Origin of the sequence: Flavobacterium bizetiae, assembly GCF_024271895.1 — a bacterium.
GTDB classification, from domain to species: domain Bacteria; phylum Bacteroidota; class Bacteroidia; order Flavobacteriales; family Flavobacteriaceae; genus Flavobacterium; species Flavobacterium bizetiae.
Map to the genome: position 1 here is coordinate 59274 of NZ_CP091861.1, position 12832 is coordinate 72105.

Here is a 12832-nt window from a genome sequence, read left to right on the forward strand (position 1 = left end):
AACTTTTTATGATTTATTTCTTCTAATAGATAAGAGCAAAATTCTTTATGTATTAATTTAGAGTACATTTAGAACCATCTAAAATACCTCAGCACATTAAAAAAAATAATGCGATTAATATGAAACATCTGCAAAGAGGCACATTTTACGGGCAAACCAATGAAACTATTTTATTAGACGGAATAACCCTAACAGATACGGTTTACACGCACAGTAAAGTCGATTGGCATTATCATGAAAATGCTTATTTTACTTTTATTCTGGAGGGAAATGTCATTGAAGGAAATAAAAAAGAGGTCTACAATTGTAATCCCGGAAGCTTGCTTTTTCATAATTGGCAGGAACCTCATTATAATATAAAACCTGACGGATTTACCAGAGGTTTTCATCTTGAAATCGAAAAACATTGGTTTGACACGATAGCATTATCAGACGATAATTTACAAGGAAGCATCAACATCGCAAAACCGGAAATTAAGTTTTTAATGTATAAAGTTTTCAGAGCCGCAAAAATTGAAGGTCCTGCTGTAGATTTTTCTACACAAACATTACTAATCGAAATCTTATCAAAACTTAGTACGCATCACGATTCATTATTATACAAAAACCCAAAATGGGTACAAATTATTGATGAAATTCTTCACGACCAAATTGGAGATACCATTTCATTAGATTATTTATCTAAAATAGCCGGAATACATCCGGTGCATCTTTCAAGAGATTTTTCTAAATACTTTCACTGTACTTTAAGCGAATACATGAGAAAATTAAAGGTAGAAAAGGCACTTTCGCTTCTCTCTTTACAAAAACAATCCTTAACTGAAATTGCTTACGAATGCGGATTTTCTGATCAAAGCCATTTTACAAGATGCTTTAAAGAGGTAAACGGATTAAATCCTTCTGCACATTTAAAATTACTTTTAATGAAATAATACCAAATGTTAATCTTGTACAATTTTTAATGCTGCGGACAGAATAATTTTACACCTCAATCAAATCAATCAAAAAAAATGACACGAACATTATTTCTATTTGCAATCAACTTACTGTGCTTTATTGGCTTTAGCCAAAATGCTGATCTTTTTAAAACTGAAGGAATCACCGGAAAACTGCACAAATCAAACATCGGCAAGGTTACTTTTATGAATGGCAACATTCCGTTAGATCAATATAAAAAATCTGATTTTCTCGAATCTTTTAATCTTGAATACAAATCAAACCTCAACATCAGGATTTTTCTGAATAACTCAATAACAAACTATTTACATCAATTAGCTCCTGATTTATCTGCCGAACAACTTGTAGAAATGGGCAATCTTCAGTTTGCCTTTTATATTGATAACAAATTTATTTATAAAGATAATATTAACCCAGGCTGCAATTTTGGGTACGGCAGCAGCAAAGACACCTCCACAACATTAAGAATTCCGCTTACCAGCTCAAAAGCCGAAAACCTTTGGGCATTGCATATGTGGGAACGTTTTAATCTTAATGGCGGCGAAAAAGCATTAACAAACGGAACTCACAATCTAAGAATTGAAGTTAGACCTTACATCATAACAAATAAAAGTAGAGAGGCTATAGTAGGAAGTTTAATTGCCAAAGGACAAGTTAAATTGATAATAAAGACGCCGGAAGTAACTGCCAAACAAATGGAGATACAACCAATAGCTCCAAACAGCGAATGGAAAGTTTCTGATTTTCAGTTTGACAAAAAGAAAATCGAATTGCTCAATAAAGAAATTGCTTCTTATAATCTAAAGGAAATTACAAGCATTGTAGCGATTTATGATGGTAAACTTTTGATAGAAGAATATTTTAATGATGCCAATAGAACTACCCTGCATGACACGCGTTCGGCAGGAAAATCTTTTGCGTCGACACTTATGGGAATTGCTATAAATGACGGATATATAAAAAATGAGAATCAAACAATTAGTTCTTTTTATAACTTAAAAGAATACGCCAATTACGATATCAAAAAAGACAGTGTAAAAATAAAAGACCTGCTTACGATGAGTTCTTCTTTTGAAGGTTCTGATGCGCATAGTGAATCCCCCGGAAATGAAGAAAACATGTACCCTACAGAAAACTGGGTAAAATTCACATTGGATTTACCTACAGATCCTGCCAAAACCAATGGTGGCAAATGGGATTATTTTACAGCCGGCACTATTGTTTTAGGAGATATTCTGGATAAGAGCATACCTAAAGGATTAGACAAATATGCCGATGAAAAACTTTTTAAACCTTTGAACATTACCAATTATCAATGGCAATATACCCCACAAAAAGTACCTAATACTGCAGGAAGCTTACAAATGACTTCATTAGATTATGCAAAGTACGCCCAGTTATATAAAAACAATGGTGAATGGAATGGTAAACAAATACTTCCTGTAAACTGGGTAAAAAAGACGCTAACAAAACAAATTCAAATCCCTGAACGCGACAATCAATTCTACAGTTATTTATTTTGGAATAAAACCGTTAATTATAAGGGGAAAAATTACGAAACTTATTACTGTGCTGGAAATGGCGGAAACCAATTTATAATTTTCAAAGACTTGCCACTTGTCGTAATCATTACCTCAAAAGCTTTTAACAAACCTTACGGACATCCTCAAGCAGATAAAATAGTTCACGATTACTTATTGCCGGCAATTTTGAAATAACCCTTAAGCCATTTTAAAAACAATCATCAAAAAGGTAAAATACACAAAATGTATTTTACCTTTTTTTAGCGCTAAACTTATTTTTACCTTTACCTAAATTAGATTAAAAGTTTAAAAAAAATGAGCACAGACCTTACTTTCAGACTTGCAAAAATCGAAGACTTACCTGAAATCATAAGCATGCTTGCCGATGATGTTTACGGAGCATCAAGAGAAAACATTACAGAAAAAGTTTCTGATAAATATCTTGAAGCCTTTAGAAAAATTCAGGAAGATCCCAATCAGGAACTTACAGTTGCTGAGATTAACGGAGATATAGTAGCTACATTTCAATTGACTTTTATTCAGTATCTTAATTTCGAAGGTACGTTACGCGCACAAATCGAAGCCGTAAGAACCCGTTCTGATTACCGCGGACAAGGAATTGGCACTAAGGTTTTAACCTACGCCATTAATCGTGCAAAAGAAAAAGGCTGTAGTTTGGTCCAGCTAACATCAGACAAAAGACGAACTGAAGCTCTAAAATTCTACGAAAAACTAGGTTTTAAAGCCAGTCACGAAGGTTTCAAATTAAAACTAGATTGATTGAAATCTCATAAAAAACCTCAACTTAAAATATTAATCCTGTTTGAATGATTTTAGGGTTCCATCACTATTAAATTGTATCGAATATCTTTCTCTGCTTCCGTTAATCGTTGTAGGATACCAATGCATTTCATTATCCCGAATAGAAATATAAGCACTTGTAAGCGGCTTAGCTCCTTCTATTTCTGCTGCCTTCTTATTATAAATTGCAGTGAGATTAGCAACATTCGCAAATTTAATTTTACCAAGCGGAATCAAACGTTTCTGAACATCATCCCTAACGGATAACTGCAAAGGTTTAGGTTTAGACCATTTACCCTCTTTATACTCATATGTATCAACATATTTAGGATTTTCAGGATGCTGAAGCATAATATTGATGGTTCCGTAATCATAAAAATAAAGAATCGAATACACAAAAATCTCTTTCCCTGCATATTGAGGCAATTTTCGCAAAGCCTGTTCTGCCTTTTCTAATTCGTTTGTATTCGTTAAAAAATCGAGATTCTTATCTTCAGTTTGCGTATGGGTTTCTGAATGTGTTTCAATTGTAGTTTGCTCAACATTACTTTGAGTACTAAACGTCGTTTCAGGAGCTGCTTTTTCTTTCTGAACTATTGTATTATTGGGTTTAAAAGTCTCATTGATACTTTTATTAATCTGCTCACAACTTACAAAAAGCGAAAAGCAAATTAGCAGGATGATTCGTTTTTTCATTATTATTCTGAAGTATTTAAATCGCTGGCAAAAGCAATTTGATTGGGGTTTTCCGGCAGATAAAAAATCTCTATTTGTTCTTGTTTGGTAATATCAAGTTCCAGAAGTCTGATCACTTTTTTGAGACTATTGCGATGAACATGATGCTTATTATCGGTGTATTCGAGTTCAAAACGAACCTCCGGCTGATCGTTAATATAAGTTCCGGTTTGACTTACTTTGATCAGTTTTGCCCAGGTTTTTATGCCTTTAAACTTAATCATAGACGAATCGCCACCTAAGCCTGCTAGTTTACTATAAATAAATTTCAGAAGAAATCTAATAAACAAAAGTACCATCGGACACACAATTAGCGGATGTCCAAAACTTATAAAACGCCAGCCCATACCATAACTTTCGGTTTGATACGCATAGATATAATAACCAATTACTGCGGCTACGAATAATAACCAACCCAAGATAATAAGCGCCACTCTTTTTATATCTATTCCTACTTCTGTAGTAGCGATAATAAAATGCGGAGCTTCTTTTGACTCTCGATCAAGTATTAAACTTAATTTTTTTCCAACTTCAAAACGACGTTGATGAGGTTTAGCATCGGTTACAATTGTTTTATTTGTGATTTCTGTATCTGCGAGGTTTTTAAACGAAAGTTCCAGTTCATACGTATTCCATTTGGCAGTAGGCTTGGATATTTTTACCGCTCTTAAAATTTTTGCTTCGCGTGATATTCCTCCCAATTTTAGTTTTTCTATCTTTCTTTTTGAAATAAAAATTTGAAGAATCCATTTGCGGAAATAGCCAATTAAAACAATTAACCAGAGAATTATCGAAATTGAAAGTATCACCAAAGCTAACCACGGATCTTTGTCTTTAAGCGTACTTACATCAAATTCGCTATTTACAGCATAATAAATTATCATGGGAAAGGGAATTGCAAAAAACAGCATATAAAGCGCGCCAAAAGCAATTACAAAATATTTTTTCATTTCTTTTAATTATTATTTGGGGTTACTAATTAAAATTTCTTCTTTAGAAAAAGTATTATTTTTTTTCGAATATATCTACAATTATAACATTGTTTTACAAAGAGATACTAATCAAATTTACACAAAATAATTTTGCATAACAGAAATTACAATAAAATATCCATTAAGAAACCGATCCGTTTTGCCCTAAAATTGTCCTTTCATTAAAACAAAAAGAGAAACCCTAAATCACATTTTACTTACATTAACTTATAAATTTTGTAACTAAAATCAATTAATTACGTCTTATTTTTAAACCCTGTAAACTCTTTTTAAATAGGTTTTCTAAAAATACTAAGAGTAATTATTTTTTGTTTGACATCGTAATGAAATTATATTTTTATTTTTTTCTCTTTTTTATCCTTCCCTATTTTTGCCAGGCGCAGATTGATACGACCTACATTAAACCGTTTGAAAACAAACTCTCTTTAAGAACTTATCTTTCGACAAAATTCATTTTGATGGAAAAAGAAGTCGACGGAAAAGTTAAAAATTTCACACCCAATACTCCTATGAGTTTAGGTTTTGGAGTTTCAATCAACAATACGATAATTAATTTGAGTTACGGTTATGGTTTAAACTTCATGAAAGATGACGATAAAGGACGAACAAAAGCACTCGATTTTCAGATTCACAATTATGGGCGGAAATTCATAATCGATCTTTTCATTCAAAAATATCACGGATTTTATACTTCTGATGATTCAGACAAAAACATAAAATTATATCCGGATTTAAACATTCAGCAATATGGTGCTTTCGGGCAATATGTTTTTAATAACAAAAAATTCTCTTATAAAGCGGCTTTCAATCAAAACGAAAGACAACTTAAATCAGCCGGAAGTTTTTTACTTGGCGGAGGCGTTTATTTTACCAAAATAGGTTCTGATAGTTCTTTCGTACACAAATCTAAAAATTCATTACGCAACTTTCAATTCGGAGTCAGCGGAGGTTATGCCTACACCTGGGCAATTAACCAAAGATGGTTTACCAGCGGATCTGCCACCATGGGAGTTAATCTTGGTACCGAAAGAATAAACGATTTTGGCAAAAGAAAAATAGAAGTCTACCCTACATTCTTCCCTAGAATATCGGTCGGTTATAATAAAGAAAATTGGTCTCTTGGTTTATCTTATATCAACAACCTTATATTTTCTTCTTTTACAGATAACAATACAGGAAATATTGGTTTAGCCTCCGGAAATTTACAAATTGGTTATATCTGGAGATTAAATTCTAATCCTTTTTTAGGCAAGAAAAATTCAATTGAAACAATTCCTCCAGAGCATTAGACATTCTCTTTATTTAATCGTTAATAAATATTTTGCCACAGCATCATAAGCCGGCAAAGAATAAGGATCATTTACAGCATTACTCGCAAGTGGATTAGAAGCAAAACGCACAATCACCATATCTGCTTTTGGATCTATGTAAACAACCTGTCCGTGAACTCCGCGAGCGCAAAAAGCACCATGATCGTTATTGGTAATCCACCACATATCGCGATAACTCCAACCTTTTAAAAGAGGATAACCTCCTTTGGCAAATGCTTTTTTACTTCCTCCTTTTCTAATATCGTCGATGGCAGTTTTAGGAATAATTTGTTGCGTGCCTAATTTTCCATTATTCAAAATTAGCTGGCCAAAACGAGCCATATCCCGTAATCCAAGATTAAGACCACCACCGGCAAAAGGTGTTCCCACGGCATCTACAGAATAATAAGCATCTTGCTCTACTCCTAACTTTCTCCATATTTTTTCAGACAAAACCTCGTTTATTGTTTTTCCCGTAACTCTCGATATAATCCATCCTAAAACATCTGAGTTTACGGTTTTATAGCCAAAAGCTTTTCCGTGAACTCCATTTTTTTTAACCGTAGGAAGATATTCATAATAGTTTTTTGGTCCTTCATAATCTTTGGGTTTCGGCAACGGATTACCAGCGGCAGAGAATTTCCATATTTCAGCATTCGGATCGGCATAATCTTCGCTAAACTGTAACGCGGTTGTCATATCCATCACTTGCCTTACAGTCGCATCTCCAAAAGCCGAATTCTTAAGCTCCGGAATGTAATGAGAAACTACTTTTGTGGTATCAATCAAACCTTCTTTCACCAACATAATCCCTAAAGTTCCGGTAAACGACTTCGTAACCGACATTGCTCCGTGTTGCCCATCCGGCGTTAATGCACCAAAATATTTCTCATAAACAATTTTTCCGTGGTGCATAACAATTACACCATCAGCATAAACTTTTTGCAAGGATTCTTTCCACGTAATTGGTTTCGTTTCACCAAGAGGAACAAACTTAACATCATCGATTTTTTTATTATTGTTTGTGACTAAAGCAACTGAATTGCCCAATCCGCGAGAAACATTTATAGTAGGCATAAGCTGGCGCATATGAGCAACACTCCATCTAAGAGCGGGAAACTGAAAAAAACTTCCATCATCAAAACGGGCAATTCGGTCAGCTGGCGGCGGTGAACCAACCATCCAGCCCATTTTTACAGGATCACTTTGTTCTGCATCTAAATACTTCGTTTTTTCCTGAGCTTTTAAATTATTCCAGCATAATATCAAACAGAAAAACAATTGAGAATAAGAATAGACTTGTTTCATATTATTTTAATTTATGTTAATGACTAAATGAAGAGTAAAATTTTCGAGAAGATATTCGTTCAACTATTAATTTATTGATCGAAAAATATAAGATTTTAGCTAAGTTAAGAACTTAAATCCGAATGAGTTACTATTATTAAAAATATAACAGAATAAAAAGAACAGAAAAATAATAGTAATTTCACAAAAGAACTTTACTTACAAAACAAAACTTTGCTAAATTCGTTTCCAGAATAAATTAACCTACTAACCTAATCCCAAATTGGTTTATGAAACACTTTTTAATCTTATCATTTATTATGATAACCTGCTCTACATGGGCACAATCTGCAACGGCCTATTTTGACAAAGCCTTGAAAAAAGCCGAAGCCGGCAACACAAAAGGCGCAATCGCCGATTACACAAAAGCCATTAGTATGAATTCTAAATTTGTAGAAGCCTACCAAAACAGAGGCGTTGCAAAAGTAAAACTCAACGATCTAAAAGGTGCCCAGGCTGATTTTAGTAAAACAATCGAACTGGACAGCATGAACGCAGATGCTTTTACAGGAAGAGCAAATGTAAATTACAAATTAAACAACTTTAAGGAAACTATTGACGATTGCACCGCATCACTTGGCTTAAACCCAAAAGATTATATTGCTTACAATTTAAGAGCTTTGGCTTATAATAAATTGGGAGACAAAAAAAATGCCTGCAAAGATTTCTCTAAAGCAATCGAATTAGGCAGCCAGAGTGCCATAAAAAACAGAGCTACTTTTTGTAAATAAAGCGACATTAAAGTATTCAATATTAAAGCAATTTGTAAACATCGTTTTTACAAATTGCTTTTTTTTATTCCAAAAAATTCGATGTAATTTCATCTCAAAGTTATCCTTACATTTGTCCTCTAATCCAAACTTTAATGGCACTCTTAAAAAAGATAAACCAAAAAGCACAAACCGATAAAAATTCCGGTTTTGGTGTTAATGCAAACAGTTACGGAGGAAGATTTGTAAACAAAGACGGAACTCCTAATATCGAGAAAAGAGGTATGCACTTCTTTCGTCGCATAAGTTGGTACCATACCATGATCGACTTGCCAAATTGGAAATTCATGTCGATTTTGTTTATTTTTTATATTGTACTCAATTTTATATTTGCCGTTATTTATTACGCGATTGGCATTGAACATCTGGACGGAATAGAAGAATCTCAAAGCGTTTTAACTCAATTTGGTCAGGCCTACTTTTTTAGTGCGCAAACTTTTACCACAGTTGGTTACGGGCACATTAGTCCAACCGGATTTTTAACCAGCGCACTATCAGCTGCCGAAGCTTTAATTGGCTTATTAAGTTTTGCCATCGCAACAGGTTTATTCTTTGGAAGATTCAGCAAACCAACAGCTTTTTTAAAATTTGCAGACAATGCCTTAATTAGCCCTTACGGAGAAAACAAAGGATTAATGATACGTCTTGTACCTTTTAAAAATACCAACTTTACAGATGCCACAGCAAAAATGACATTAGGAATGAGTGTAGAAGAAAATGGCGTACAAACCAATAAATTTTACAGCTTAGAACTCGAGTTAGATCGAATAAATGCCCTCTCATTAAGTTGGACTCTCGTTCATCCTATTACCGAAGACAGCCCTTTATATAATTTTACCAAAGAAGATTTCGAAAAAATACAAGGCGAAATATTAGTATTCATCACCACATTTGATAATATGTACAGCAATACCGTTGCCGCCAGAACATCGTATACTTTTAATGAAATTATTTACGGAGCCAAATTCGAAACCATGTACAACCGAAGTAACGACAGCTCTAAAACAATTTTGCATTTAGACAAATTAAACAAATTCTCCAACATCAAATTCGAGTAATTCTCTAATCTTAAGAAGATTTTAAGACAAATCTCGGATTTTATTTTATTTTTGTTCACCAAATAGCCAGTAATGATAAACAATATTAAGACTGTTTTCAGCATAAAAGACCTCGAAAACTTATCAGGAATAAAAGCACATACCATTCGTATCTGGGAGAAAAGATACAATATCCTAGAGCCAATGCGTACTGATACCAATATTAGGCTCTATAATCTTCAAAATTTACAAAAGCTTTTAAACATTACTTTATTACACGAATACGGATATAAAATTTCTAAAATTGCAACCTATCCCGAAGAAAAGATTCCGCAATTAGTCCGTGAAATTATTTCGAAGAAAAATTCTCAGAATTACGCTATAACTTCATTTAAGATGGCGATGATGAATTTTGACCAGGAAATATTCTTCAATACCTTCGATTGGTTAATTTCTGAAAAATCATTCAAAGAAGTTTTCAAAGATCATTTTCTTCCTCTATTAAAAGAGCTGGGATTATTATGGCAATCTGAAACCATAACGCCTGCAAATGAACATTTCATGAGTCATTTGATCAAGCAAAAAATATTAATATATACCGAAAGCCTTCAAATATTACGACCAAGCAAAACCAATAGAATCTTTGTGCTTTCGTTACCGCTTAATGAAATTCACCAGATAGGTTTATTATACCTGCAATACGAAATTTTATCGCACGGCTATAAAACCATTTATCTTGGCGAAAGTATGCCCATCGAAAACCTTCAGGATTTAACCAAACATTTCGAGAACATTACCTTTGTATCTTTCATGACCGTTCAGCCGGATCGTAGTGTTATCAATCAGTATGTAAAATCTATGGGGCAAAAACTACTTCAAAAAAACAACGAAATTTGGCTTATGGGAAATATGGTCGAAAACATTGACCAGAAAATGCTACCCGACAGAATACGAATTTTCGATTCTATGGAAGAAACAATTAGCATGCTATAATTCATTTTGTTTAAAGTTTTTGTACATTTGTTAAACAAATGAAAAAAACAATCGCAATAATAGGATCAGGCTTCTCTGCATTAGCCGCTTCATGTTACTTGTCACAGCAAGGAAACAAAGTAACTATTTATGAAAAAAACGAAACTATTGGCGGCAGAGCGCGACAATTTATAGCAAACGGTTTTACCTTCGATATGGGACCAAGCTGGTACTGGATGCCAGATGTTTTCGAACGTTTTTTTCAGGATTTTGACAAAAAAACAACCGACTATTACGAGCTTATAAAACTAAATCCTGCCTACAGGGTTTATTTTGGAGTAGATGATTTTATTTCTATCTACGATAATCTCGAAGAAATAAAAGCCACTTTTGAAACCATAGAAAAAGGAAGTGGTCAGGAACTCGAAACTTTCATCAATCAGGCCAAAAGCAATTATGATATTGCGATTAAAGATTTAGTGTACCGCCCCGGAGTTTCTCCATTAGAATTAATTACACTCGAAACGACCAAAAAACTCGATCAGTTTTTTAGTACTGTGAGTACGGATATTCGCAAGAAATTCAAAAACGAAAAACTAATTCAGATTCTGGAATTTCCTGTTTTGTTTCTTGGTGCAAAACCTACCAAAACACCTTCGTTCTATAATTTCATGAATTATGCCGATTTTGGCCTAGGAACCTGGCATCCCAAAACCGGAATGTTCGACGTTGTTCGCGGCATCGAAAAACTGGCTCTTGAACTTGGCGTTACGATCGAGACTAATTCATCTATCGAAAAAATAATAGTAGAAAACAAAACCGCGACCGCAATTGTCATTAACGGAAAAACAATACAAGCTGATATTATTTTAAGCGGAGCCGATTACCATCATACCGAAACTTTACTAGACACAGAACATCGTGCCTATTCAGAGAAATATTGGGAAAGTCGTGTTTTCGCGCCCTCTTCGCTCCTATTCTTTGTCGGGTTCAATAAAAAAATAGAGAACATTTCGCATCACGCTTTATTTTTTGATGTCGATTTTAATCAACACGCCGCAGATATCTATGATGAACCAAAGTGGCCCGATGCACCTTTGTTTTACGCCAACTTTCCATCAAAAACAGATCACACTGCAGCGCCCGAAGGTCAGGAGAGCGGATTTTTCCTCATTCCGTTAGCACCCGGAATAAATGACAGCGAAGCACTTAGAGAAGAATATTTCGAAAAAATCATTACTCGTTTTGAGCAACTTACAAAACAAGAGATTAAAAATAATATTATCTTTAAGAGATCATTCTGCAAAAATGACTTTGTAACCGATTATAATGCTTACAAAGGAAATGCTTACGGAATGGCCAATACCTTATTGCAAACGGCTTTTTTAAGACCAAAATTAAAAAGTAAAAAAGTGCGTAATTTATATTTCACAGGACAATTAACCGTTCCTGGCCCAGGTGTTCCGCCTGCTTTAATTTCAGGAAAACTAGTAGCCGAGTTAATTCAAAAATCTTTTAGATCTTAAAAAATGAAATCACTATTCGACACCGTTTCTTTCAAATGTAGCAAATTGGTCACCCAAAACTACAGTACCTCTTTTTCGCTAGCGGTAAAAATGCTTTCGCCAAGCATTCGCGAAGCGATTTACAGCATTTACGGATTCGTTCGTTTTGCTGACGAAATTGTCGATTCGTTTCAGGATTACGACAAAGAAAATCTCATCAATGATTTCGAGAAAGAATATTATAAAGCGATAGAATATGGCATTAGTCTAAATCCTATTCTCAACTCGTTTCAACATACTGTAAAGCAATACAACATTACAGACGATCTTGTTCAGGCATTTCTAAAAAGCATGAAACTAGACCTCATCAAGTCTACATACAACTCTCAAACCGAATACGAAGATTATATTTACGGTTCTGCCGATGTTGTGGGTTTAATGTGTCTCAAAGTTTTCGTAAAAGGAAACGAGAATAAATACGAGCAACTCAAAAACGAAGCCATGCGATTAGGATCGGCGTTTCAGAAAGTCAATTTCCTGAGAGATCTCAAAGACGATAATTTGGTTTTAAACCGAAATTATTTTCCCGGAGTAGATCTTAATTCTTTCGACGAAAATGCCAAAACCACTATCATCAACGAGATCGAAGAAGATTTTAGAGTTGCTTATCAGGGAATTGTAAAATTACCTATCGAAGCACAATTTGGCGTTTACACCGCATACGTGTATTACAAAAAACTGCTAAAAAAACTAAAAAACACCCCGTATTACGAAATTGGAAGTTCAAGAATCAGAGTTTCAAATTACACCAAAGCCGGGCTTTTAGCGCAATCTTTTGTAACTTACAAGTTAAAGTTAGTTTAGATTTACCCGCAATTTTTGT

12 protein-coding genes are annotated in these 12832 nt (G+C 34.0%); 9 read left to right on the forward strand and 3 right to left on the reverse strand.

Features of this window, described 5'->3' with window-relative positions:
• Nucleotides 1-119: 119 nt before the first annotated feature.
• The 3 genes from L0669_RS00315 (at nt 120) to L0669_RS00325 (ending at nt 3260) form a co-directional block, all read left to right on the forward strand.
• Nucleotides 120-932, forward strand: a complete 813-nt coding sequence (locus L0669_RS00315; RefSeq protein WP_263760447.1) for a helix-turn-helix domain-containing protein — start codon at nt 120-122, stop codon at nt 930-932.
• A gap of 78 nt (nt 933-1010) precedes the next feature.
• Nucleotides 1011-2675 (forward strand): serine hydrolase domain-containing protein, encoded by a 1665-nt coding sequence (locus L0669_RS00320; RefSeq protein ID WP_263760449.1) that lies wholly within the window; start codon nt 1011-1013, stop codon nt 2673-2675.
• Nucleotides 2676-2795: 120 nt separating this feature from the next.
• On the forward strand, nt 2796-3260 hold the full coding sequence (locus tag L0669_RS00325; protein ID WP_263760451.1) for a GNAT family N-acetyltransferase: 465 nt from the start codon (nt 2796-2798) through the stop codon (nt 3258-3260).
• A gap of 33 nt (nt 3261-3293) precedes the next feature.
• Here the strand turns inward: L0669_RS00325 and L0669_RS00330 are convergent, their stop codons facing one another.
• Together L0669_RS00330 and L0669_RS00335 are read right to left on the reverse strand one after the other, a co-directional pair.
• On the reverse strand, nt 3294-3977 hold the full coding sequence (locus L0669_RS00330) for a hypothetical protein (protein WP_263760453.1): 684 nt from the start codon (nt 3975-3977) through the stop codon (nt 3294-3296).
• A gap of 2 nt (nt 3978-3979) precedes the next feature.
• Nucleotides 3980-4966: a hypothetical protein gene (locus L0669_RS00335; protein WP_263760454.1), complete on the reverse strand. Its 987-nt coding sequence runs from the start codon at nt 4964-4966 to the stop codon at nt 3980-3982.
• Between the two features lie 365 nt (nt 4967-5331).
• Between L0669_RS00335 and L0669_RS00340 the strand changes: the two genes are divergently transcribed.
• Nucleotides 5332-6297: a DUF4421 family protein gene (locus L0669_RS00340; RefSeq protein WP_263760456.1), complete on the forward strand. Its 966-nt coding sequence runs from the start codon at nt 5332-5334 to the stop codon at nt 6295-6297.
• A 9-nt stretch (nt 6298-6306) separates the two neighbouring features.
• Here L0669_RS00340 and L0669_RS00345 read toward each other — a convergent pair whose 3' ends face one another.
• Nucleotides 6307-7626 carry a serine hydrolase domain-containing protein gene (locus tag L0669_RS00345; RefSeq protein WP_263760458.1) on the reverse strand — a complete coding sequence of 440 codons (1320 nt, stop codon included), beginning with the start codon at nt 7624-7626 and terminating at the stop codon, nt 6307-6309.
• A 269-nt stretch (nt 7627-7895) separates the two neighbouring features.
• Between L0669_RS00345 and L0669_RS00350 the strand changes: the two genes are divergently transcribed.
• The 5 genes from L0669_RS00350 (at nt 7896) to L0669_RS00370 (ending at nt 12813) form a co-directional block, all read left to right on the forward strand.
• Nucleotides 7896-8396, forward strand: coding sequence for a tetratricopeptide repeat protein (locus tag L0669_RS00350; RefSeq protein WP_263760465.1), 501 nt, complete (start codon nt 7896-7898; stop codon nt 8394-8396).
• Nucleotides 8397-8530: 134 nt separating this feature from the next.
• The gene (locus L0669_RS00355) at nt 8531-9493 is read left to right on the forward strand and encodes an ion channel (RefSeq protein ID WP_263760467.1); all 963 of its coding nucleotides are present in this window, start codon (nt 8531-8533) and stop codon (nt 9491-9493) included.
• A gap of 72 nt (nt 9494-9565) precedes the next feature.
• Nucleotides 9566-10465 (forward strand): MerR family transcriptional regulator, encoded by a 900-nt coding sequence (locus L0669_RS00360; protein ID WP_263760469.1) that lies wholly within the window; start codon nt 9566-9568, stop codon nt 10463-10465.
• Nucleotides 10466-10503: 38 nt separating this feature from the next.
• Nucleotides 10504-11970, forward strand: a complete 1467-nt coding sequence (locus L0669_RS00365) for a phytoene desaturase family protein (protein ID WP_263760471.1) — start codon at nt 10504-10506, stop codon at nt 11968-11970.
• A 3-nt stretch (nt 11971-11973) separates the two neighbouring features.
• Nucleotides 11974-12813, forward strand: a complete 840-nt coding sequence (locus L0669_RS00370; protein ID WP_263760473.1) for a phytoene/squalene synthase family protein — start codon at nt 11974-11976, stop codon at nt 12811-12813.
• The last annotated feature ends 19 nt before the right edge of the window (nt 12814-12832 follow it).

Coding starts and splice junctions, on each gene's coding strand:
- L0669_RS00365 (WP_263760471.1), top strand. CDS start 10,504: ATGAAAAAAACAATCGCAATAATAGGATCAGGCTTCTCTGCATTAGCC.
- L0669_RS00345 (WP_263760458.1), bottom strand. CDS start 7,626: ATGAAACAAGTCTATTCTTATTCTCAATTGTTTTTCTGTTTGATATTA.
- L0669_RS00325 (WP_263760451.1), top strand. CDS start 2,796: ATGAGCACAGACCTTACTTTCAGACTTGCAAAAATCGAAGACTTACCT.
- L0669_RS00360 (WP_263760469.1), top strand. CDS start 9,566: ATGATAAACAATATTAAGACTGTTTTCAGCATAAAAGACCTCGAAAAC.
- L0669_RS00350 (WP_263760465.1), top strand. CDS start 7,896: ATGAAACACTTTTTAATCTTATCATTTATTATGATAACCTGCTCTACA.
- L0669_RS00330 (WP_263760453.1), bottom strand. CDS start 3,977: ATGAAAAAACGAATCATCCTGCTAATTTGCTTTTCGCTTTTTGTAAGT.
- L0669_RS00370 (WP_263760473.1), top strand. CDS start 11,974: ATGAAATCACTATTCGACACCGTTTCTTTCAAATGTAGCAAATTGGTC.
- L0669_RS00355 (WP_263760467.1), top strand. CDS start 8,531: ATGGCACTCTTAAAAAAGATAAACCAAAAAGCACAAACCGATAAAAAT.
- L0669_RS00315 (WP_263760447.1), top strand. CDS start 120: ATGAAACATCTGCAAAGAGGCACATTTTACGGGCAAACCAATGAAACT.
- L0669_RS00320 (WP_263760449.1), top strand. CDS start 1,011: ATGACACGAACATTATTTCTATTTGCAATCAACTTACTGTGCTTTATT.
- L0669_RS00335 (WP_263760454.1), bottom strand. CDS start 4,966: ATGAAAAAATATTTTGTAATTGCTTTTGGCGCGCTTTATATGCTGTTT.
- L0669_RS00340 (WP_263760456.1), top strand. CDS start 5,332: ATGAAATTATATTTTTATTTTTTTCTCTTTTTTATCCTTCCCTATTTT.